Raw genomic sequence first — 20,390 nt, 5'->3', positions numbered from 1 at the left:
GTCAAAGAAGCGTCAGTGCCTTGGCCACGCCCGGGTCGCGCCCGGTGGCCAGGTCCAGGGCGGTCATGGGGGCGTAGTGGTCGGCCGGGACGCCGATCGTGTCGATGATCTCGCGGGCGGGCCCGAGGTGCCGGACCTTGGGCAGGAGCAGGATGCTGCCGTCGTCGAGAAGGTATCCGTCGCTGGGGCCGGAGACGGCCCCGGCGGTGCGGGTCCCGATGAGAGTACCCAGGTCGTTGTCCTTGACGGCCCCGCTGAAGTCCTCGCAGGCCGAGGCGCATCCGCGGTCGGTGAGGACGACCAGGCGCGAGCCGAGCAGCGGGATGCTGTCGTCGGTCCGGTTGGGCACGCAGTCGCCCTTGAGCGGGCAGAAGTAGCTGGTGACCTTGCCGTGCGCGAACGCGCCGAGCAGCCGCGTCACCTCGCGAGGCGACCCGCCGCCGTTGCCGCGCAGATCGAGGACCACCGCCTTCGGCTTGTCCTTCAGCTTGGCGATGACCTGGTCGGCGGCGCCTTCGTAGAATCCGGGCAGTTGGACGTACGTGACGCCGTCGGCGAGCTTCTTCGACGTCACCGCCGGAGGCTGCTGCGTGACGGGGCCCTCTCTGAGCTCGACGGTGCGGGTCCGTCCCGTCGTGGGGCGCTTGAGCGTGAGCGTCACCGTGCCGGCGGCGAAGGCTTGGACGATGCTCTGGTTCACGGTGTCCCCGATGAACGGCGGTATGCCGTTGGCCTTGACGATGATGTCGCCGGGCCTGATGTCGGCCTTGGCGGCGGGGCTGCCGGGCAGGACGCGGGTGATGAACAACGGCGGCTTGGCCGCCGGGTCGAGTTGCGGGCCCTGCTGGGCCGACACACCCACGATGCCCGTCCCGACCGGCCCGCCTTCCGGTGGAGGAGTCGGCCTGACCGCGCGGGCGTGGTTGTCGTGCAGTCCGGCGACCATGCCGGTGATCGCGGCGCGCAGGGCGGCGGGGTCGCCGTCGCCGAGGGCTTTCGCGAAGGCGGCCCAGTCGGTGTCGCGGTTCCCGGTCAGTTCGGGCAGCTGGAGGTCGGGCCGATCGGCGCCGCGCCGCATCAGGTCCTGGGTGTAGGCGGCGAAGGCGCTCTTCAGCAGCGCCTTCGCATCCATGGCCGGACCGCTGTAATAGTTGTCCAGCACGCAGAAGTACGCCTGCCGGAGCGTGTTCACCGAGGTCGGCGGCGCCGACTCCGGCGGTGGCCCGGTGAGGGCGGTGCAGCGCTCGGCAGGCGCGGAGGCGGGTGCGGACAGGGAGCAGGCCGCCATCAGGATGGCGGCGCAGAGGGATTTGATCATGCCGCCAGCGTGGCCGGAAGCGGGTTGCTCGGCTGTGAACGGATCCGTTAACGCCGCTGTTACCCCGATTCGGGTACGAACATCGCTATGCGGGTTCTGGTGGCCGAAGACGAACGAGACCTGGCCGATCTCGTGGCGGTGGGGTTGCGCCGCCACGCCATGGCCGTCGACGTGGTGTACGACGGGCTCGCCGCGTCGGAGCGGCTGGCGGTGAGCGACTACGACGTTCTCGTACTGGACCGGGACCTGCCCGAGATGCACGGCGACCTCGTGTGCCGTGAGCTGGTGGCGCGCGGGAGCCGTACGCGGATCCTGATGATGACGGCGGCCGCGGCGGTGCCGGAGCGGGTGGCCGGCCTCGGGATGGGGGCCGACGACTACCTGCCCAAGCCGTTCGACTACGCCGAGCTGGTCGCACGGGTGCAGGCGCTGGGGCGGCGCAGCCAGGCGCAGGTGCCGCCGGTGCTGACGCGGCACGGGATCGTGCTCGACACCCACCGTCTGCAGGCGTCGCGGGACGGGCGGCACCTGCATCTGTCGCTCAAGGAGTTCGCCGTCCTTGAGGTGCTGATGAGGGCGGACGGCGCGGTCGTGAGCTCCGAACGGCTGCTCGAAGAGGCATGGGACGAGAACGTCGACCCGTTCACGACGGTGGTGCGGGTCGTGGTCAGCCGCTTACGCGCGAAGCTGGGCGATCCGCCCTGCATCCAGACGGTTCCCGGCGCGGGATACGTGCTGTGACGACGGTCCGGGTACGACTCACCCTGATCTACTCCGGATTGTTCCTGCTGACCTCGACCGTGCTGCTGGTCACGGTCAACCTGCTGCTGCGCCACGCGCTGGACAGGAGGATCGGGCGGATCGGGCCGGTCCCGGTGGCGCCGGCGGCGCCGGACCTCGCGGACCATCAGCTGCCGACGCTGCCCGATCTGGTGGACGAGGTGATCGACTACCAGTGGGGGGTGACCGTGGCGACGGTCGGAATCCTGACACTGGTATCAGTGATCGTCGGCTGGCTGGTCGCCGGGCGGATCCTGCGGCCCGTCCACCGGATCACCGCCACGGCGCAGCGGCTGTCCATGTCGACCCTGCACGAACGCATCGCGCTCAGCGGGCCGAAGGACGAGCTGAAGGAACTGGCCGATACGTTCGACGCGATGCTCGACCGCCTCCAACGCTCCGTCGAGGGGCAGCGGCGGTTCATCGCGAACGCGTCCCACGAGCTGCGGACCCCCTTGGCCGTCCAGCGAGCGGCGATCGAGATCGGCCTTCCTGAAGACGTCGGTGAGATCCGCGACAAGCTCCTGTTCCACAACCACCGCACCGAGAGCCTCATCGACGCCCTGCTGGTCCTGGCCCAGGCGGAGCACGGCCTTGAGAAGAGGACACCGGTGGCCCTGGACGAGGTGGTGCTGCTCGTCCTGGCCGAAGGCGGCTCGGACGAGGTCACCGTGACGACGCGGATCGAACCGTTGGTCGTCGACGGGGATCCGATCCTGCTGAGCCGGCTCGTCACGAACCTCGTCGACAACGCGGTTCGCTACAACCATCCCGGCGGAACCGTCGAGGTGACGCTCTCCCGTGGAGTCTTGACGGTCCGGAACACCGGCCCGCACGTGCCCCAGGAACGCTTCGGCGATCTCTTCGAGCCCTTCCGGCGGCTGCAGACGACCCGTGGACAGGGCGCCGGGCTCGGGTTGTCGATCGTCGCGTCGATCGCGAAGGCTCACGGAGCCGACGTGCGAGCGAGCCCCAACCCGGGGGGCGGGTTGGAGCTCGTCGTGATCTTCGCGGAATCCGAGGATGCGGTGCCTGCCGCGGACGACCGCAGCCAGTGCCGGCCCCCGAACGTGGAGCCTGATGGTGGGCGTGGCGCCTGAGTTCAGGCGACGACAGGTTCGCCGGTCAGGGCGACACCGGCCCGGCGCATTTCGTCCAGTGCGGTACGCGTGGTGTCGGCGGCGACGCCGGCCGTGTAGTCGAGCAGGACCCGCACCGTGAAGCCCGCGCGCGCCCCGTCCAGTGCCGTGGCCTTCACGCAGTGATCGGTCGCGATGCCGACGACGTCGAGTTCGGCGATGTCACGGGCCTTCAGCCAGGCGGACAGTGTCGTGCCGTCCTGGGCCGAGCCCTCGAAACCGCTCTTGGAGGCGGAGTGAGCGCCCTTGTAGAAGACCTCGTCGACGTGCCCGGAGTCGACGGCGGGCGCGAAATTCGGATGGAACTCGCCTCCCTCACTACCGACGACGCAATGCACGGGGAATGAGTGCTGGAAGTCGGGGTTGTCGGAGAAGTGGGCGCCCGGATCGATGTGGTGGTCACGGGTGGCGAGGACGAAGGCATACTGCCCATCGGCGCGCCGGACCAGCTCGGCGATGGCGGCGGCTCGATCCGCGCCGCCCTTCACCGGAACGCTGCCGCCCTCGCAGAAGTCCTTCTGCACATCGACGATGATCAGTGCACGACTCACGGAAATCCCCTTTCCTCCAATTGTGACATTGAGTGCAACCAATCTCACTATACGTGTTCATGTTAGGGGGCAGAAGGGAGCGCGCCGCTCGTTCGCCCGTCTCCCGCGCGGGCCGCAACCTGCCGTTCGAGCAGCCGATGGCGTTCGGCTCGGCCCAACGCTCAGCGGAAGACGCCGCTGTAGGCGTTGAGGGCGGGCTGGCCGCCGAGGTGGGCGTACAGGACGTTGGAGTCCTGGGGAATCTCGCCGCTGCGGACCAGGTCGATGAGCCCGGCCATCGACTTGCCCTCGTAGACAGGGTCGATGATCATGCCTTCCAGCCGTCCGGTGAGCCTGATGGCGTCGAGGGTGGACTGCACGGGGATGCCGTACCTGTCGCCGGCCCAGCCTTCCAGCACCGTGATCTCCTCCTCGTGCAGGTCCCGGCCCAGGCCGATGAGCTCGGCCGTGGCGCGGGCGATCTTCGCCACCTGGGCACGCGTCTCGGCGAGCTTGGCCGAGCCGTCGATGCCCAGCACGCGCCGGGGACGATCCTGGCCCGCGAAGCCGGCGATCATGCCTGCCTGAGTGCTCCCGGTGACGCTGCACACCACGACGGTGTCGAAGAAGACGCCGAGCTCGCGTTCCTGCCGCTGCACTTCGTACGCCCAGTTGACGAAGCCGAGACCGCCCAGCGGATGGTCGGACGCTCCGGCGGGGATCGCGTACGGGCGGCCACCGGCGGCCGTGACCCCCTCCAGGGCTTCGTGCCAGCTGTCCTTGAGCCCGATCCCGAAATCGGCCTGGACCAGGCGGACGTCCGCGCCCATGATGCGCGACAGCAGGATGTTGCCGACCTTGTCGTTGACCGCGTCCGGCCAGTCCACCCAGCTCTCCTGCACGAGTACGGCCTTCAGCCCGACCTTGGCGGCGACCGCGGCCACCTGCCGGGTGTGGTTGGACTGCACTCCCCCGATGCTGACCAGGGTGTCCGCGCCCTGGGCGAGGGCGTCGGGGATCAGGTACTCCAGCTTGCGGGTCTTGTTCCCGCCGAACGCCAGCCCGCTGTTGCAGTCCTCCCGCTTGGCCCAGACGCGGGCTCCGCCGAGGTGGTCGCTGAGCCGGTCGAGGCAGTGGACGGGGCTGGGACCGAAGAGCAGCGGATAGCGCTCGAAATCGTCGATGGACATGTACGGCTCCTCAGATTGAAGGCTCGTTCTCGGAAGCGGCGGGCATGGCATCGAGGAGTGGGACCAGGGTCCCCCAGTTGGCACGCACGGCGAGCGCCGCCCCCTCCACGTCTCCGGCCGCGCACAACGCGATGATCCGTTCGTGTTGCGCGACCGAGCCCCGGCCGCTCAGGGAGGAGAACCGCATCCGCTCCACGCGCCGCAGCACCGGCGTGAACTGGTCGAGAACGGCGCGTATCGCATGATTGGCGGACGCGATCACCGGGATGCCGTGGAAGGCGTCATCGGCGGCGAGCGCCGCGTCCGCGTCGTCGCGGCGCAAGGCATCGGCGAAACGCGCGTTGGCCTCGCGCATGGCGTCGAGTTCGCCGGCGGACAGATTCGGCAGCGCCTCCCGTACGGCGAGCTCGTGCATGGCGGCCGTCACCGACTGGGCGGCGCGCACGGACCGGACGTCCACCGTGCTGACGATGGTGTAACGGCCGGGCTTGGTCCGCACCAGCCCGGCCTGCTCCAGACGCGTCAGCGCCTCCCGGACGGGAGTGCGGCTCACGCCCAGCCACTGTGCCAGATCGCCGTCGTTGAGACGTTCGCCCGGGGCGAGCGTGCCGTCGACGATGGCGTCTCGGATGGCGCGATAGGCGTTCTCCCGGAGAAGCGACCTGGCGACCACTCCTCGGCTCTGTGGAACCGGCATGCAATATATTGCATGACGCATGTCGCGAGGAGTCAAGCCCCCGTCTCAGGAACGCCCGGCGGGGTGAAGGAGGCCGCTGGCGCAGATGCGGCGGATGCCTTCACGCAGGTCGTCGGCGGAGGCCGCGAGCGACAGGCGGATGTACTCGCCCGAGCGTTCGCCGAAGGCCGGGCCGGGGCCGACCGCGACGCCGTGCTCGGTGATCAGTCTCTTGGCGATCTCCATGCCGTCGAGATCCCGGTTGCCGGTGCGCATCCACAGGTAGAAGGCGCCCTGCGGCCGGTAGACGTCGAATCCGTGGGCGGCGAACTCCCCGACGGCGAGGTCGCGGTTGGCCCGGTAGGTCTCGACCATCGCGCGCTGCTCGTCTTGCGGCCCGGTGAGCGCGGCCAGTGCCGCGTACTGACCCGGTGTGCTGATGCAGGAGACCATCGGCTCCTGCAACCGCGTGATGATCTCCGCGAGCGACGGCGGCGCCGCCAGGTAGCCGATGCGCCAGCCGGTCATCGCGTACGTCTTGGAGAAGGTGAACACCGAGATCGTCCGCTCCGCGCCGCCGACGGCCGCCGTGGAGGCGAAGGTGTCGTCGAACACGACCTGGTCGTAGCACTCGTCGGAGACGATCCACAGGTCGTTCCGCTCGGCGAAGGCGATCAGCTCCGCGAGGGTCCCGGCCGGGAACACCGACCCCACGGGGTTGGACGGCGAGTTCAGCATCAGCACCTTGGTGCGCGGCGTCACGAGCCGTTCCAGCTCGGCGAGGTCGGGGAGGAACCCGGTCTCGGGCGCCAGGGAGTAGGCCGTGGTGGAGGCGCCGAGGATCTTCCCGAACGCGATGTAGTTGGGCCAGGCCGGGTCCGGGATCAGGATGTCGTCGCCCGGCTCGACCAGCGCGGTGAGCGTGGCGAACAGCGCCTGCACCCCGCCGGCCGTGACCACGATGTCCTCGGGGCGGGCGTCGAACCCGTTGACCCGCTTGATCTTGTCGCTGAGCGCCGCCCGCAGTTCGGGGATCCCGGCGTTGGCCGTGTACTTGGTCCGCCCCGCCGCCGCGGCCTCGTCGGCCGCGCGCACCACGTGCGCGGGCGTCGGGAAGCCGGGCTCGCCGATCTCCAGCCGGATCAGGTCCGGGCGGGTGCCGGACATCGCCAGATCCATGATCGTACGGATGCCGTTGTGCTTCATGCCTGCGACGGCGGGGGCAGCGCGCATGCTTGGCTCTTTCCTGGAGGACCGCGTCCGGCGGTCAGTGAATGCTGCGGAGGAACTGCTTGGTGCGCTCGTGCCGGGGGTGGTCGAAGAACTCCTCCGGCGAGGCCGACTCGACGATGCACCCCTGGTGCATGAACACGACCCTGTCGGCGGCCTGGCGGGCGAACCCCATCTCGTGCGTCACGACGACCATGGTCATGCCGCCTCTGGCGAGGTCGGTCATCACCTTGAGCACCTCGCCGACCAGCTCGGGGTCGAGCGCCGACGTCGGCTCGTCGAACAGCATCACCTTGGGGTCCATGGCCAGCGCGCGGGCGATCGCCACGCGCTGCTGTTGCCCGCCGGAGAGCTGCGCCGGATAGTGGCCCGCCTTGTCGGACAGGCCGACGCTGTCCAGCAGCTCGACGGCACGCCGCTTCGCCTCGGCCTTGGGCCGGCCGAGCACGCCGCGCGGCGCCTCGATGATGTTCTGCAGCACGGTCAGGTGAGCGAACAGGTTGAACCGCTGGAACACCATGCCGATCGGCACCCGCTGCCTGGCGACCTGCTTGGGGGTCATCTCCCGGTAGTGGTCGCCGCGCGGCTCGTACCCGATGAGCTGCTCCCCCACCCAGATCTGGCCGCCGTCGATGGTCTCCAGCCGGTTGATCGCGCGCAGGAACGTGCTCTTGCCGGCGCCGGAGGCGCCGAGCAGGCACACCACCTCGCCGCGGTTCACCTCCAGGTCGATGCCGGACAGGACCTCAAGCGGGCCGAACGACTTGCGCACGCCGACGGCCTTGATGATCGGATCGTCGCTCATGCGCCCTCCTGCGTCGGTCGCATGAGCGACAGACGGCCGTGTTCATTTGGTCGCTCGCTTCGCTCGCTCATGCCTTGGACCTCCTCATCGGGGGCCGCAGGATCGTACGCAGGATCGAGGCGCTCCCCGACCTCGCGCCCGGTGCCGACACGTCGTAGGCCCGCTCCAGGTAGTACTGGCCGACGCTGGTGACGCTGACCACGACCATGTACCAGAAGCCCGCGGCGAACAGCGTCTCCATGACCTGGAGGTTGCGGCTGGAGATGTTCTGCGCGGCGCGCAGCAGCTCCTCGTACGTGATGACCGAGGCGAGCGACGTGGTCTTCAGCATGTTGATGAAGTCGTTGCCGGTCGGCGGGATGATGACCCGCATCGCCTGGGGCAGCACGATCTTCCACATGGTGCGGGCCGGCGACATGCCGAGCGCGCCGGCCGCCTCGACCTGGCCGTGGTCCACGCTCTTGATGCCGCCGCGGATGATCTCCGCCATGTAGGCGGACTCGTTCAGCGCCAGGCCGAGCAGCGCCGCCATGAACGGCGTCATCAGATCGTTGGTGGTGGTGCTGTAGAGCGCGCCACCGAACGGGCTGGGAATCGTGATCCGGTCCACGACCATCGACAGGTTGTACCAGATGAGGATCTGCAGCAGCACCGGCACGCCGCGGAACAGCCAGATGTAGACCCAGGCCGCCTTGTTCGCCACCGGGTTGGCCGAGATGCGCAGCACGGCCACGATCACGCCCAGCACGACCGCGATGACCTGGGAGATCACCGCGAGCAGCACCGTCTTCCAGACCGCCTGGAGCATGTTCGGCGAGACGATGTAGTTCGCGACGTCCGGCCAGATGATCTTCGCCTGGGCCATGGCGTAGACGATCCCGGCGACCAGGGCGACGATCAGGACTCCGGCCACCCAGCGCAGCGGGTGGCTGCGTTTGCGCATCACCGGGCCGGCGAGGTCGGGGCGGGCGGTGGTTGGTGTGGACATGGGGTTACTTCCCGCCGTTGACGACCGTCTTCGCGATCGCCCCGTTCGAAACGTTCCAGGCCTTGAGAATCTTGCCGTACGTGCCGTCGTCGATCAGCTCCTGCAGTGCGTCGCGGACCGCGTCACGCAGCTCGGAGGTGTCCTTGTGGAGGCCGATGCCGTACGGCGTGGCGAGGATCGGCTTGCCGGGAACGGCCTCGAAGTCCTGGCCCTTGCCGGAGTTGGTGGTCGCGTAGCTCACGTACGGGAGGTCGTTGACCTCGGTGTCGTTGCGTCCCGACTTCAGGTCGTTGAGCCGCTGCTGGTCCAGATTGCTGGTGACGATCTGGATCGCGGGCTTGCCCTTGGCCTGGCACATCGACGGGCCGACCTTCTCCATCCACTCCTCCTGCGAGGAGCCGGGGGCGGTGCTGGCCTTCTTGCCGCACAGATCCTCGGGGCTCTTGATCCCTGACGGGTTGCCCTTCTTGACCATCAGCGTGATGCCGGAGTTGAAGTAGTCGACGAAGTCGATCTTCTGCTGCCGGGTCGCGTTGTCGTTCATCGACGAGATGGTCATGCTGACCCGCTTGCTCTGCAGGCTGGTGATCAGCGTGTCGAACGGCAGGTTCTGGATCTGGGTCTCCAGGCCCAGCTTCTTGTTGATCGCGGTGATCAGGTCGATCTCGAAGCCGATCGGCGTACGGGCGTCCGCGGCGAGGAACCCGTTCGGCGGGGTCTGCAGGTTGGCCCCGACCACGACCGGCTTGCCCTGCAGGTCGGCGACCTTTCCGGCGAGCTTGTCGTCCTTGGTGACGGCCTTGACGATCGGCGCGGTCACGTCCTGCGGACCGCCCTCGGCGCCCGCCTGCGCAGTCGCGCCGGCGCCTGCCGTACCACCACTGCACGCGGACAGTCCGAGGCAGGCCGCGGTGGCCAGAGTGGCGAGCTGCCAAGTTTTCTTCATCTGGGTCTCCGGGCGTTGAGGGCGAGGGATGGGGAGAGGTTCGAGGATCTGGCATGCCAGATATTTAGGGCCAGATGCTAGACCCGGCCGGCGAGGCATGTCCAGGGAGGAAGGCGGTTTTCCCGGCGAGCGAGAAACCCGCGGTTTCAGGCGTATTCACGCAGGCAGACAGAGCGGACCGGCCGGGAGGCCCGGCACGGCCGTGATCGACGAGCGACGGTCAGCGCTCGCCGAGAACCTTGGGGAGATCCTCCTTGGTCGCGGTCTCGACCTCGTCGACGTGCAGGGCCGCGAACGCGCTGGCGGCCTCGGCGTCGCGGTCGAGCATCGCGTCGACGATCTCCAGGTGCCGTTTGGTGGACAGCGCCGCCCGGTCGATGCCGGTGGCGCCGAGCACCTGGATCCATTTCAGGAACGGCTCCACGGACAGCCGGACGCGCATCAGCCTCTCGTTGCCCGCCCACGCGATGATCGTGCGGTGCAGCCGGAAGTCGCTGTCCAGGAAGGGCTGCAGATCGCCCTTCTTGGTGGCATTCTCGGCCTCGACGATCTCGTCACGCAGGTCGCGCAGCACCGACTCGGGCATCGTCTCGGTGGCGAGCCCGGTGCAGATCCATTCCACGGCCTTGCGCAGCTGGCAGAACTCGGTCACGTCATCGATGGTCGGGGTGACCACGTAGGTGCCGGAGCGCTGCTTGCTGCGGACCAGGCCGTCGTACTCCAGGCGATTGAGCGCGTCGCGCACGGGGGTCTTGGAGATGCCGAACTCGTCGATCAGCGCCTGGATGTCGATCCGCTGACCAGGCCGCATCTCGCCGTGCACGATGCGCTTCTGCAGCACCCAATAGAGCTGGTCCGGCAGCTTGTCGACCACGATCCCACCCTCGGAGGCGCCGCCCGTCAAGAAGCGGACGGTCTTCGGCTCTTTGGGCGCCCTGGGGGGCTTGGCAGCGGCCATTGCCGCATCCTCCCGTCTGGCATGCCAGATTTCAAGTCAGGAGACCGGCCGCGTCCAGGGCCGTCCTGATCCGTTCGACAGTGTCCGGTGCGGCGGGGGTGAAGGGGCGCCGCGGGTTGCCGACCTTGCGGCCCTGCAGGTTCAGCGCCGCCTTCAGCCGCTCGGGCAGGTCGGGGCCGTCGAGCTCACGCCACACCCTCAGGATGACCTCGTGCAGCTCGCGGGCCCGCCCGTGGTCGCCGGCCTGCACCGCGTCCCACAGCTCGACGCTGAGCCTGGGCGTGACGGTCGGGATGGCGGCCAGCGCTCCGTGCGCGCCCAGCGCGAACGCGGGATAGTGCAGGTCGTCGAGCGCGGCCAGCACGGTGATGTCGTCGCGGTAGAAGGCCAGGATGTCGGCGAGAAGGTGCATGTCGCCACCCGACTGCTTGATCGCCACGACCTCGGGGATCTCGATCAACCGGCGCAGCACCGGCGTGCGGACCAGCGCCCACGGCACCACGTTGTAGACGACGATCGGCAGGCCGATCTCGGCGCCGATGGTGCGGTAGTACTCGACGGTCTGGTCGTCGGACGGCGCGAAGACGTAGTGGACCGGGGTGATCTGCAGCGCGTCGACGCCGGCCGCCTTGAGCGCACGCGCGTACGTGAGCACCTCGGCGGTGGAGTTGCGGATGATGCCGCCAACCACCGGCACGGCACCGCCGACCTCGTCGACGACGACCCGGCAGATCTCCGCGCTCTCCTCGGCGGACAACGTCTGCCCCTCACCGGTGCTGCCGCACGCGCAGATGCCGTGCACACCGGAGTCGAGCAGGTACCGGACGTCGGAGCGCAGCAGGTCGTAGTCGACCTGATCGTTGTCGTCGAACGGGGTGACGACCGTGGAGATGATTCCGCGCAGGTTGACTGACTTCATGAGTCGCCTCTTCTTCCTGGGCACTCGGGGCGGATGGGGGAGGGTGGACGACCACCGGGCTGAGAATCTAGCATCTGGCACGTGGCATGTGGAATGCCAGTTTGTACTTCAAGTCGAACGGAGCGGCGATGGCCCCCTACTTCATGCGTTCAGCCGACGATCTGGTGGCGGACAGCCTGCGAGGGCTGGCCGCCGCCCGGGCCGGAACGGTACGGCTGAGCACGGACCCGCGTTACCTGCTCGCCACCGACCCCGCCCCGGGACGCCGGGTCGGCCTGGTCTCCGGCGGCGGCTCCGGCCACGAGCCGATGCACGGCGGCCTGGTCGGCCGCGGCCTGCTGGACGCCGCCGTCCCCGGTGAGATCTTCGCCTCGCCGCACAACCGGCAGATCTACGAGGCGTCACGCGCGGCGGCCAAGGAGGCCGGCGTGCTGCACATCGTGAAGAACTACACCGGCGACATCATCAACTTCGGCATCGCCCGCGAACGCCTGGCCATGGACGGCATCGCCTGCGCCGAGCTGGTGGTGGACGACGACCTCGCGACCGACGACCCGGAGATCCTGCTCGGCCGGCGCGGCACCGGCGCCACCGTACTCGTCGAGAAGATCCTCGGCGCGGCCGCCGACCAGGGCGCCGGCCTCGAGGAGCTGCGCTCGCTCGGCCGGGCGTTCCTGGACCGCACCCGCAGCGTCGCGGTCGCCAACCGGTTCCACACCGGCGTGCGGACCGGCACCGTGCAGGCCGAACTAGGCGACGGCGAGCTGGAGTACGGCGTCGGCATCCACGGCGAGCGGTCGGGCGAGACGATCGAGACCCCCCGGCTCACCGACCTGCTCGCGCGGATGACCGGCGAGTTGGTCAACGCGATCGAGCCCGCGCCGGGCGCGCCGCTGCTGCTGTTCGTCAACGGGCTCGGCGCCACCACCGAGCTCGAACTCTTCGGCATCTTCGGCCTGGCCGCCGGGCATCTGGCGGATCTCGGGCACACCGTGAGCCGCAACCTCGTGGGTTCGTACGTCACCGCGCTGGACATGTCGGGCTTCTCCCTCACGCTCGCCGAGCTGGACGAGCGCACCACCGCGTTGTGGGACGCCGGCGCTTGAATCATCCGAACCCTGCTGACGAACATCAACCGAAAGGACGACTCCGATGACCGTGGTGATCGACGGCGAGCACACCCGCCGCTGGATCCTGGCCTTCGCCGCCCGCGTGGCCGAGCAGGAGGCCGCGCTGAACGCCCTTGACCAGGCCGCGGGCGACGGCGACTTCGGCACCAACATCGCCTCCGGCGTGGCGCTCTACCGCAAGCACGCCGAGCGGACCGCGCCGGGAACCGGGGAGGCCGAATTCCGTGCCCTCGCCGAGGGTTTCCTGGACGAGATCGGCGGCACCAGCGGCCCGCTGTTCGGGCTGCTCTTCCTCCACCTTTCCGAGGCGGGCCGGTCACTCGCCGACCGCGTGGCGGACGGGCTGGCCGCCATCCAGCGGGTCGGGTCGGCCGAGCCCGGCGACAAGACGCTGGTCGACGCCCTGCAGCCGGCCCGCGACGCGCTCGCCGAGGCCGGCGACGCCGGGCTGCACGAGCTGCTGGCCGCGGCCGCGCGCGCCGCCACCGCCGGAGCCGAGGCGACCGCCGCGATCCGTGCCCGCCAGGGCCGGGCCAGCTACGTCGGCGAGCGCGCCGTCGGCGTGGTCGATCCGGGCGCGCGGACCGTGGCCTACTTCTTCCAGGCCGGCGCCGACACCACCCGCTGATCCCCCTAGGAATGAACCGATCATGACCTACTCCCTTCAGGCCCTTCGCGCGCACTTCCCCGCCCTGGCGCAGGGGGCGGCGCACTTCGACGGCCCCGGCGGCTCGCAGACACCCACCGCCGTCGCCGACGCCGTACACCGCACGCTCACCGCCGCCATCGCCAACCGCGGCCTGGTCACCGAGGCCGAGAGGTTCGCCGATGAGGTGACGCTCGCCGCCCGGGCGGCGATGGCCGACTTCGTCGGCGGCGACCCGCGCGGCATCGTGTTCGGACGCAGCATGACCCAGCTGACCTTCGACTTCGCGCGCACCCTGGCCAAGACCTGGCGTCCGGGCGACGAGGTCGTCGTGTCGCGGCTGGACCACGACTCCAACATCCGGCCGTGGGTGATCGCCGCCGGGGCGGCGGGCGCCACGGTGCGCTGGATCGACTTCGACCCCAAGTCGGGAGAGGTCACCCTCGACGCGGTCGAGGCGGTGCTGTCGGAACGCACGCGGCTGGTCGCGATCACCGCCGCCTCCAACCTGATCGGCACCCGCCCGCCGATCGCCGAGATCTCCCGGCTGGCGCACGCCCGCGGCGCTCTGTTCTACGTCGACGGCGTGCACTACAGCGCGCACGTCCCGGTCGACCTGGCCGCGCTCGGCGCCGACTTCTTCGCCTGCTCGCCGTACAAGTTCCTCGGCCCGCACCTCGGCGTGGTGGCCGCCGCGCCCGAGACGCTGGAGTCGCTGCGGCCGGACAAGCTGCTCCCGGCCACCGACGTGGTGCCGGAGCGCTTCGAGCTCGGCACGCTGCCGTACGAACTGCTCGCCGGGACGACCGCCGCCGTCGACTTCCTCGCCGGCATCCTGCCCGGCACCGGTTCCCGGCGTGAGCGGCTGCTCGCGTCCATGGCCGCCGTCGAGAAGAGCGAGGACGGTCTGCGCGAGGGCCTGGAGACGGAGCTGGACGGCCTGCCTCAGGTGATCTCGCACTCGCGCGCCGCCAGCCGTACCCCCACGCTGCTGCTCACCTTCGACGGACACCCGGCCACCGCCATACGCGACTTCCTCGCCGACCGGAAGATCAACACGACGGTCAGCAACTACTACGCGATCGAAGCGTCGCGCTGGATGGGCCTCGGCGACGAGGGCGGGCTGCGCGTCGGTCTGGCTCCCTACAACGACCAGAACGACATCGACCGCCTCACCACCGCGCTACGCGACTTCTTCTCCCGCTGAGCACCGGCCGACCGGCCGGGCTCGGGCCGGAGTTGCGATGCGGGCCCCACCACCTCCGAGCCGGAGTAAGCCCTTTTCTGTGGATGTCGTCCGAAGAGGCAGCCACTGGATCTCCGAGGGTGAGGCTCGGGGAGCCCTTGTTCTCGAGGCCCCGGGTGGTGGAGTTCCGGGAACAAGGGCAAGGCCGGCTCAGGGCTGGGTGTTGAGCCACTCCTGGAAGGTGGGTCCGGCGAGCTTGGCATGCGAGCTGGGCAGGAAGGCGCCGTTGGCGGCGATCTCGGCATCGGGCATGCCGGAGCCGTCGACGCCGACGACCTTGATGCCCCGGCGGGCGCCGAGAAGTTGGGCCGCCTCGGCCATGGTCTCCTTGCGAGGTCCGGCGATCTCGGGGATCGGTGTTCCTGGGGCGGCGGGGGCGGTGGCCAGGTCGACCAGTTCCTCGGCCACGGTGCGGCAGGCGACGAGCTGGGTGGGCAGGGCCGGGATGTAGGCGACGTCGCTCTGCTGCCAGTCCAGGAGCCGGCCGACGAACTCATGGAACTGCGCGGCCCGCAGGATGCGGACGGGGATCGGGCCGGACAGGAGGAGTTCCTCGTGCACCTTCTTGGCGGCGAGGAAACCGGCGGTGGCCTTGTCGGCGCCGATGATGGACGCCATGGTGATCTGGGCGACCCCCGCCTTCTGGCCGGCCTCGTGCAGATTGCGGGCCGACGTACGGAAGAACTCCGTCGCCGCCTCCTGGTCGGAGGAGTGCCACGAGGCGACGTCGATGATGGCCTCGGCCCCGGTGAGGGCCTCGGCGAGGCCCTCACCGGTGATGACGTCCACACCGGTGGCGCGGGACATCGGCACGACCCGGCGTCCCCTCTCGGTCAGGACGTCGACGACGTGGCGGCCCAGCCGCCCGGTCGCTCCCGCCACCGCGAACGTGGTGATGCTCATGCTGTCGTGCCTTTCTTACGCGCTGTAGTTCTGGCCGGGGGGCATGCCGGGGATCGGCTTGGCGATGAGAGCGGCGGGGGCGAAGAAGCCGATGTGGGCGATCGCCATGATGAGCGACCACATCGCCTTGTCGTCGTAGTGCTCCGACGCCCTGGCGTACAGCTCGTCGGGGACGCGCTCCCCGGACGGGTTCGGGGTGAGGACCGCCTCCACGAGCTCCAGCGCGACCCGTTCGGCGTCGGTGAAGTAGGTGGCATCCCGCCAGGTGGCCACGGCGGTGATGCGCTCCTCCGATTCCCCCAACCGGCGGAGGTTGCCGGTCTCCCGGATGGTGAAGTACGTGCTGCCGAGGATCTGCCCGGCGCGCAGCTGCAACAGGCCGATGGTGGCCGGGGGAATCGCGCCGTTCTGCAGGGCTTTGTGCAGACCTATGCCGACCTCCGCCATCTCGGGGAGGAAGGGGAGGGGGTTGGGCATGCGCGACCGCTGGCCGGTCGTCGTGGGCGTGGACATGGGGAAGACTTCCCTTCTCACTCTCAACTTGTCGTAGTGCCGTACGGATCGTTCGCGCGGCGTCCTGACGACCACGAGACGTCGGCGCCCCGATCCCTGTAACAGCGCGGCCATGTGACATAGGCCACCTACGTGGGTGTTACAAAGCGGTGGGGACCGGCGTCTTGTGCGTGTGGCAGTGCCGAGAACGAACAAGCAGGAGCCGGGCATGACCGAGCGCAGCGAACGAAGTGCGGACCCAGCCGAGCCGCTCGATCGTGCCGACCACGTCGGCTCTGCGGACTCCGCCACCGAGGTGTTCGTCGCCCACCGCAACCTGCTGTTCACCGTCGCCTACGAGATGCTCGGCTCGGCCGCCGACGCCGAAGACGTCCTGCAGGAGACCTGGCTGCGATGGGTGGGCGTCGACCTCGGCACCGTGCGGGAGGAGCGCGCCTACCTGGTGCGGATCGTCACCCGGCAGGCGCTGGACCGGCTACGCGCGCTCGCCCGGCGCAAGGAGTCCTACGTCGGGCCGTGGCTGCCCGAGCCCTTGCTCACCGCGCCTGATGTGGCCGAGGACGTCGAGCTCGCCGAGAGCGTCTCGATGGCGATGCTGCTGGTGCTGGAGACGCTTCAGCCGACCGAACGGGCGGTGTTCGTACTGCGCGAGGTGTTCGATCTGGACTACGACGAGATCGCCGAAGCCGTCGGCAAGACCCCGAACGCGGTCCGCCAGATCGCCTACCGGGCGCGGGCACGCGTCGCCGCCCGCCGCCCCCGCGGCATCGCCTCCTCCGCCGAGACCCAAGCCGCGCTCCAAGCCTTCCAGCGAGCGGTCGAAACCGGCGAGCTGCAGAGCCTGCTCGACGTCCTCGCGCCGGACGTCGTCGCCCTGAGCGACGGCGGCGGAATCAAACATGCCCTGCCGCGGCCCGTCGTGGGGATCGACAACGTGGCCCGCTTGCTGGCCGTCGGCTGGTGGAAGCGCGACGCGGAACGGTCGGTCGAGCTGGTTCAGATCAATGGCGGCCCCGGGCTGCTCGTACGGGTCGACGGGGAGATCGACGGAGTGGTGGCGGTGCGCATGGAGAACGGCTACGTCACCGGCGCCTACCACGTGCGTAATCCCGAGAAGTTGTCGCGTGTGGAGCGGGAGACCGCCGTGACCCGCTGAGCTTCGCGAGACCGGCAGCGCCGGCGAAGAAGCCGCCATGCTGGGCGATGAGGAAGATGAACGGGAAGCATCCGACGCCACCGCGCACCGTCGAGCACGCGGCAACGTGAAGTTCTCGCCGATTCGTCGCGGATGACGTTGAGCGTCAGACGCCCGACGGCGCGCCCGGCCGGATCGCCCGTGGCCCTGAACCGCCAGGTCCCGCCGTCGAAGCCGGGCGCGAGGGGGCCGGGGGTGTCCTCCTGGACGCTGCCATCGAGCCCCAGGTCGACCATCTCCACTCCGCCCGGGCGCCGAGCCCGAGGACTATTCCTGATCGAGCGCGACCGCCTGCCGGATGTAGCCACGCAATGCGTCATGGTTGAGGGCGTCCGGGCTCTTGAGCTTGACGTGCCTGGTGGTCTTCCCCACGCCCTCCAGCAGGCCGTGGTCGTCGTCGAACTCCGCGCCTCGAGCGAACGCGAACGTGATGTGCGTCTTGCTGTTACTGATGATCGCGAGGATGGTGCGACCCTTCCACGCGGGGGACCCGCGGCTGATCACCTCCGATGCGTCCGGCGCACCCTCGGCCATGAGCTCTCGCAGGATACGGACGATGGTCTGATGCTGTGGCGGCAGCTTGGTCCGAACGAACTCATCTACGTCGGCACTGGACATGGCACGGCCCTTCTCGGCTACGGGTGCTTCGATGCGCCGCCCATGATGCGAGGTGGTCATTACGGTTTGTTTACGCTCACCGCGGCATCCCGGTCCGCTGGAGGGCGAAAGAGCGTAAACAGACCGAAGGCGCCTTCGCGCAGGGTTGAGCACGACACGAACCCGAGGGAGGCCCGAGATGCCGGACACCACACCACTGCGGCTGGTGATCATCATCGGCAGCATCCGCCGCGGGCGGTTCGGCCCGACCGCGGCTTCCTGGTTCGTCGCCCAGGCCCGCAAGCGCCGGGAGCTGAACATCGATCTCGTCGACCTGGCCACGGCAGGTCTGCCCGACACCCTCACCGACCAGGACGAGCTCGTCCCGGAGCCGGTACGGGCCCTTGCTCCCAGGCTGGCCGCCGCCGACGCGTTCGTGGTGGTCACACCGGAGTACAACCGGAGTTTCCCCGCTCCGCTCAAGACCGCCATCGACTGGTTCTACGAGGAGTGGCAGGCCAAGCCCGTCGCCTTCGTCTCCTACGGGAGGGAATCGGGCGGTCTGCACGCCGTAGCCCAGTTGCGTGAGGTGTTCGGCGAACTGCACGCCGTCGCCATCCGCACCCTGGTCAGTCTGCCCTGCTACTGGGAGTTGTTCGCCGCCGACGGCAGCTGGCCCAAACCCACCGCGACGTGCAACAACACGGTCAAGACGACGCTGGACGAGCTGACTTGGTGGGCGTACGCGCTGCGCGAGGCGCGTGCCGTGCGTCCCTACACCTACCGATGATCGCAACCCCGTTACAGCCCCAGGAGCATGCCATGCGCAAAGTGATCGTTTCGGTCTTCGCGACGATGGACGGCGTCCAGCAGGACCCGCACGAGTGGTCCCTCGAGTACGCGACCGCGGAATATGAGGCCTACGCCCGCGACCAGTTGTTCGCCGCGGACGCCCTGCTGATGGGACGGGTCACCTACCAGGGCTTCGCTGAGTCCTGGCCGTCGATGAGCGAGGACGGGCCCGCGTCCGACGATTTCACCCACCGGATCAACACCATGCCGAAGTACGTCGTGTCGACCACACTCGACGACGTCAGCTGGACCAACTCGGCCCTGCTCAAGGGCGATGTCGTCGAGGCGGTGCGCGAGCTCAGGCGGCAACCCGGCAGGGACATCCTGATGTTCGGTTGCGGCGGGCTGGCCCGGACGCTGACTCGGCACGACCTCGTCGACGAGATCCGGGTCTGGATTCATCCCGTCGTCCTGGGGCGCGGAGAGAGCCTGTTCACCGGCTGGAGCGAGACACGGTTCCGCCTGACCGGCACGAAGACGTTCGCATCGGGAGTCGTCGTCCTGGCCCACGAGCCGGTAGCCGCTGCCGAGAAGTAGGAGCCGCTGACGCTGGAGCAGCAGTGGCTTGAGCCCCGCCCACAGCCCGTCGCTGACCTCCCACGGCTTCAGCGACAGATCAAAGCGCAACGAAAGAGGAAACATCACCATGACCGACATTCAGCAGCAGACGCAGGACACCATCGACCAGCTGGTCGGGTCCGGCGTCGAACGGGGCTTGCAGGTCGCCGTCTACCACTGCGGAGAGCTGGTGATCGACGCCGTCGCCGGCCAGGCCGACCCGGTGACCGGCCGGCCGGTCACGCGGGACACGCCGTTCCACGTCACCTCGACCGGCAAGGGGGTGACCTCCACCGTCGTGCACGTGCTCGTGGAACAGGGCGTTGTCACCTACGACACCCCGATCGCGGAGCTTTGGCCGGAGTTCGGCGCGCATGGCAAGGAGCGTGCCACCCTGCGCCACGTGCTCAACCACTCAGTCGGCGTGCCCGGCCTCCCACGGGACACGACACCTGAGGATCTGACCGACTGGGACAGGATGTGCGCGGCGATCGCCGACGCGACACCGTGGTGGGAACCCGGCACCAGGACGGGGTACCACCCGCAGTCGTTCGGCTACATCGCCGGCGAGATCGTGCGCCGGGCCACCGGCCGGCCGATCTCCCAGGTGCTCCGCGATGAGGTGGCCGGGCCTCTGGGCGTGGCGGACGAGCTGTTCTTCGGCGTACCCGCCTCCGAGCTCGGCCGGCAGGCCCGCCTGGAGGAGACGGCGGGCGGCATGGAGCTGACTCCCGACATGATTGCCGCCATGGCCGGGCAGGTGCCGTTCTTCAGAGTCGTGAACGGTTGGACGGCGGCGCCCCCGGCGGCCCTGCCGAGCGCGGCCTTCTGCAACCGCGAGGACGTGCTCGCCGCCGACATCCCCGCGGGCGGCGTCATGACCGCCCGAGCCGTGGCACGCATGTACGCCGCCCTGATGGACGAGGTCGGCGGCGTGCGGCTCATCTCCCCCGAGCGTCTCCGAGAGGTCACCACGGTGACGATCAGCGGGGTCGACGAGGTCACCGGGGCCCCGGCCGCCCGGGGGCTGGGGTACGACATCGGCTTCCCCGGACCGCTCGACAGCCTCACCCTGTTCGGCATGGCCGGAAGCGGGGGGACCGCGGCGTACGCCGACACCGCTACCGGCATGGTCATCGCCGTGGCCAAGAACCGCGTGAGCGCCGGCGACTACAGTACGTTCCACCACATCGGCACGCTCGTCGCCAAGGCCCTCGGCCCGCGCTGACCGGCATGCGGCCCCGCACCGCCCGCCCAGGGCCGCAGGGTAC

General features: G+C 69.4%; 22 protein-coding genes. 9 read left to right on the top strand and 13 right to left on the bottom strand.

Translation table 11 applies throughout. The annotated features are described in order from the left end of the window. Position 1: 1 nt before the first annotated feature. Positions 2–1,318, bottom strand: a complete 1,317-nt coding sequence (locus AB0J87_RS11905) for a S41 family peptidase (protein WP_363964480.1) — start codon at positions 1,316–1,318, stop codon at positions 2–4. An 87-nt stretch (positions 1,319–1,405) separates the two neighbouring features. On the opposite strand from AB0J87_RS11905, the gene AB0J87_RS11900 reads away from it, so the two are divergent. Together AB0J87_RS11900 and AB0J87_RS11895 are read left to right on the top strand one after the other, a co-directional pair. Further along, a complete protein-coding gene (locus AB0J87_RS11900) occupies positions 1,406–2,059 on the top strand; it encodes a response regulator transcription factor (protein ID WP_363964479.1) in 654 nt (217 codons plus the stop codon). After that, entirely contained in the window at positions 2,056–3,198 is a 1,143-nt protein-coding gene (locus AB0J87_RS11895) for an ATP-binding protein (protein WP_363964478.1), read from the top strand. Before AB0J87_RS11900 ends, AB0J87_RS11895 begins: the two co-directional genes overlap by 4 nt. Before the next feature lie 2 nt (positions 3,199–3,200). Here the strand turns inward: AB0J87_RS11895 and AB0J87_RS11890 are convergent, their stop codons facing one another. The 9 genes from AB0J87_RS11890 to AB0J87_RS11850 all read right to left on the bottom strand — a co-directional run bounded on the left by AB0J87_RS11890 (position 3,201) and on the right by AB0J87_RS11850 (position 11,479). Then, entirely contained in the window at positions 3,201–3,788 is a 588-nt protein-coding gene (locus tag AB0J87_RS11890; protein WP_363964476.1) for an isochorismatase family protein, read from the bottom strand. A gap of 161 nt (positions 3,789–3,949) precedes the next feature. Further along, positions 3,950–4,957 (bottom strand): 1-aminocyclopropane-1-carboxylate deaminase, encoded by a 1,008-nt coding sequence (locus tag AB0J87_RS11885; RefSeq protein ID WP_363964474.1) that lies wholly within the window; start codon positions 4,955–4,957, stop codon positions 3,950–3,952. Positions 4,958–4,967: 10 nt separating this feature from the next. Further along, positions 4,968–5,630 (bottom strand): GntR family transcriptional regulator, encoded by a 663-nt coding sequence (locus tag AB0J87_RS11880; protein ID WP_363964472.1) that lies wholly within the window; start codon positions 5,628–5,630, stop codon positions 4,968–4,970. Between the two features lie 69 nt (positions 5,631–5,699). Beyond that, positions 5,700–6,866: an aminotransferase class I/II-fold pyridoxal phosphate-dependent enzyme gene (locus tag AB0J87_RS11875; RefSeq protein WP_363964471.1), complete on the bottom strand. Its 1,167-nt coding sequence runs from the start codon at positions 6,864–6,866 to the stop codon at positions 5,700–5,702. Between the two features lie 34 nt (positions 6,867–6,900). Beyond that, positions 6,901–7,668 carry an amino acid ABC transporter ATP-binding protein gene (locus tag AB0J87_RS11870; protein ID WP_363964469.1) on the bottom strand — a complete coding sequence of 256 codons (768 nt, stop codon included), beginning with the start codon at positions 7,666–7,668 and terminating at the stop codon, positions 6,901–6,903. A gap of 67 nt (positions 7,669–7,735) precedes the next feature. Next, positions 7,736–8,656: an amino acid ABC transporter permease gene (locus AB0J87_RS11865; protein ID WP_363964467.1), complete on the bottom strand. Its 921-nt coding sequence runs from the start codon at positions 8,654–8,656 to the stop codon at positions 7,736–7,738. A gap of 4 nt (positions 8,657–8,660) precedes the next feature. Continuing rightward, positions 8,661–9,602 (bottom strand): ABC transporter substrate-binding protein, encoded by a 942-nt coding sequence (locus tag AB0J87_RS11860; protein ID WP_363964465.1) that lies wholly within the window; start codon positions 9,600–9,602, stop codon positions 8,661–8,663. 220 nt (positions 9,603–9,822) lie between these two features. Next, positions 9,823–10,560, bottom strand: a complete 738-nt coding sequence (locus tag AB0J87_RS11855; RefSeq protein WP_363964463.1) for a GntR family transcriptional regulator — start codon at positions 10,558–10,560, stop codon at positions 9,823–9,825. 31 nt (positions 10,561–10,591) lie between these two features. Continuing rightward, positions 10,592–11,479 (bottom strand): dihydrodipicolinate synthase family protein, encoded by an 888-nt coding sequence (locus AB0J87_RS11850; RefSeq protein WP_363964461.1) that lies wholly within the window; start codon positions 11,477–11,479, stop codon positions 10,592–10,594. Positions 11,480–11,607: 128 nt separating this feature from the next. Between AB0J87_RS11850 and AB0J87_RS11845 the strand changes: the two genes are divergently transcribed. The 3 genes from AB0J87_RS11845 to AB0J87_RS11835 are packed head-to-tail and all read left to right on the top strand — an operon-like array spanning position 11,608 to position 14,462. Then, positions 11,608–12,585 carry a dihydroxyacetone kinase subunit DhaK gene (locus tag AB0J87_RS11845; RefSeq protein ID WP_363964459.1) on the top strand — a complete coding sequence of 326 codons (978 nt, stop codon included), beginning with the start codon at positions 11,608–11,610 and terminating at the stop codon, positions 12,583–12,585. A 46-nt stretch (positions 12,586–12,631) separates the two neighbouring features. After that, positions 12,632–13,237, top strand: a complete 606-nt coding sequence (gene dhaL / locus AB0J87_RS11840; RefSeq protein WP_363964457.1) for a dihydroxyacetone kinase subunit DhaL — start codon at positions 12,632–12,634, stop codon at positions 13,235–13,237. Positions 13,238–13,259: 22 nt separating this feature from the next. Beyond that, positions 13,260–14,462 carry a cysteine desulfurase-like protein gene (locus tag AB0J87_RS11835; protein ID WP_363964455.1) on the top strand — a complete coding sequence of 401 codons (1,203 nt, stop codon included), beginning with the start codon at positions 13,260–13,262 and terminating at the stop codon, positions 14,460–14,462. A gap of 189 nt (positions 14,463–14,651) precedes the next feature. On the opposite strand, the gene AB0J87_RS11830 is transcribed toward AB0J87_RS11835, so the two are convergent. Continuing rightward, positions 14,652–15,404, bottom strand: a complete 753-nt coding sequence (locus tag AB0J87_RS11830) for an NAD(P)H-binding protein (protein WP_363964453.1) — start codon at positions 15,402–15,404, stop codon at positions 14,652–14,654. Between the two features lie 15 nt (positions 15,405–15,419). Continuing rightward, a complete protein-coding gene (locus AB0J87_RS11825; protein WP_363964451.1) occupies positions 15,420–15,917 on the bottom strand; it encodes a carboxymuconolactone decarboxylase family protein in 498 nt (165 codons plus the stop codon). A gap of 208 nt (positions 15,918–16,125) precedes the next feature. On the opposite strand from AB0J87_RS11825, the gene AB0J87_RS11820 reads away from it, so the two are divergent. Next, positions 16,126–17,073, top strand: coding sequence for an RNA polymerase sigma-70 factor (locus AB0J87_RS11820; RefSeq protein ID WP_363964449.1), 948 nt, complete (start codon positions 16,126–16,128; stop codon positions 17,071–17,073). Between the two features lie 306 nt (positions 17,074–17,379). Here AB0J87_RS11820 and AB0J87_RS11815 read toward each other — a convergent pair whose 3' ends face one another. Further along, the gene (locus AB0J87_RS11815) at positions 17,380–17,790 is read right to left on the bottom strand and encodes a DUF1801 domain-containing protein (protein WP_363964447.1); all 411 of its coding nucleotides are present in this window, start codon (positions 17,788–17,790) and stop codon (positions 17,380–17,382) included. Positions 17,791–17,908: 118 nt separating this feature from the next. Between AB0J87_RS11815 and AB0J87_RS11810 the strand changes: the two genes are divergently transcribed. From AB0J87_RS11810 to AB0J87_RS11800, 3 genes are all read left to right on the top strand, one after another. Beyond that, complete coding sequence (locus tag AB0J87_RS11810; RefSeq protein ID WP_363964445.1) at positions 17,909–18,499, top strand: NAD(P)H-dependent oxidoreductase; 591 nt, start codon at positions 17,909–17,911, stop codon at positions 18,497–18,499. Positions 18,500–18,531: 32 nt separating this feature from the next. Next, the gene (locus tag AB0J87_RS11805; RefSeq protein WP_363964443.1) at positions 18,532–19,098 is read left to right on the top strand and encodes a dihydrofolate reductase family protein; all 567 of its coding nucleotides are present in this window, start codon (positions 18,532–18,534) and stop codon (positions 19,096–19,098) included. A 109-nt stretch (positions 19,099–19,207) separates the two neighbouring features. Next, complete coding sequence (locus tag AB0J87_RS11800) at positions 19,208–20,347, top strand: serine hydrolase domain-containing protein (RefSeq protein ID WP_363964441.1); 1,140 nt, start codon at positions 19,208–19,210, stop codon at positions 20,345–20,347. The last annotated feature ends 43 nt before the right edge of the window (positions 20,348–20,390 follow it).

The sequence above is a fragment of the Nonomuraea sp. NPDC049625 genome, assembly GCF_040675285.1.
Taxonomy (GTDB): Bacteria; Actinomycetota; Actinomycetes; order Streptosporangiales; family Streptosporangiaceae; genus Nonomuraea; species Nonomuraea angiospora_A.
The sequence above is the reverse complement of the archived record's forward strand: the minus strand, read 5'-3'. Positions and strand labels throughout refer to the sequence as shown.

Excerpts from the sequence above, each read along its gene's own strand:
- AB0J87_RS11855 (WP_363964463.1), bottom strand. The coding sequence starts at position 10,560 with ATGGCCGCTGCCAAGCCCCCCAGGGCGCCCAAAGAGCCGAAGACCGTC.
- AB0J87_RS11865 (WP_363964467.1), bottom strand. The coding sequence starts at position 8,656 with ATGTCCACACCAACCACCGCCCGCCCCGACCTCGCCGGCCCGGTGATG.
- dhaL (WP_363964457.1), top strand. The coding sequence starts at position 12,632 with ATGACCGTGGTGATCGACGGCGAGCACACCCGCCGCTGGATCCTGGCC.
- AB0J87_RS11810 (WP_363964445.1), top strand. The coding sequence starts at position 17,909 with ATGCCGGACACCACACCACTGCGGCTGGTGATCATCATCGGCAGCATC.
- AB0J87_RS11805 (WP_363964443.1), top strand. The coding sequence starts at position 18,532 with ATGCGCAAAGTGATCGTTTCGGTCTTCGCGACGATGGACGGCGTCCAG.
- AB0J87_RS11815 (WP_363964447.1), bottom strand. The coding sequence starts at position 17,790 with ATGACCACCTCGCATCATGGGCGGCGCATCGAAGCACCCGTAGCCGAG.
- AB0J87_RS11830 (WP_363964453.1), bottom strand. The coding sequence starts at position 15,404 with ATGAGCATCACCACGTTCGCGGTGGCGGGAGCGACCGGGCGGCTGGGC.
- AB0J87_RS11870 (WP_363964469.1), bottom strand. The coding sequence starts at position 7,668 with ATGAGCGACGATCCGATCATCAAGGCCGTCGGCGTGCGCAAGTCGTTC.
- AB0J87_RS11845 (WP_363964459.1), top strand. The coding sequence starts at position 11,608 with ATGGCCCCCTACTTCATGCGTTCAGCCGACGATCTGGTGGCGGACAGC.
- AB0J87_RS11835 (WP_363964455.1), top strand. The coding sequence starts at position 13,260 with ATGACCTACTCCCTTCAGGCCCTTCGCGCGCACTTCCCCGCCCTGGCG.
- AB0J87_RS11860 (WP_363964465.1), bottom strand. The coding sequence starts at position 9,602 with ATGAAGAAAACTTGGCAGCTCGCCACTCTGGCCACCGCGGCCTGCCTC.
- AB0J87_RS11905 (WP_363964480.1), bottom strand. The coding sequence starts at position 1,318 with ATGATCAAATCCCTCTGCGCCGCCATCCTGATGGCGGCCTGCTCCCTG.
- AB0J87_RS11900 (WP_363964479.1), top strand. The coding sequence starts at position 1,406 with ATGCGGGTTCTGGTGGCCGAAGACGAACGAGACCTGGCCGATCTCGTG.
- AB0J87_RS11850 (WP_363964461.1), bottom strand. The coding sequence starts at position 11,479 with ATGAAGTCAGTCAACCTGCGCGGAATCATCTCCACGGTCGTCACCCCG.
- AB0J87_RS11885 (WP_363964474.1), bottom strand. The coding sequence starts at position 4,957 with ATGTCCATCGACGATTTCGAGCGCTATCCGCTGCTCTTCGGTCCCAGC.
- AB0J87_RS11800 (WP_363964441.1), top strand. The coding sequence starts at position 19,208 with ATGACCGACATTCAGCAGCAGACGCAGGACACCATCGACCAGCTGGTC.
- AB0J87_RS11875 (WP_363964471.1), bottom strand. The coding sequence starts at position 6,866 with ATGCGCGCTGCCCCCGCCGTCGCAGGCATGAAGCACAACGGCATCCGT.
- AB0J87_RS11820 (WP_363964449.1), top strand. The coding sequence starts at position 16,126 with ATGACCGAGCGCAGCGAACGAAGTGCGGACCCAGCCGAGCCGCTCGAT.
- AB0J87_RS11825 (WP_363964451.1), bottom strand. The coding sequence starts at position 15,917 with ATGTCCACGCCCACGACGACCGGCCAGCGGTCGCGCATGCCCAACCCC.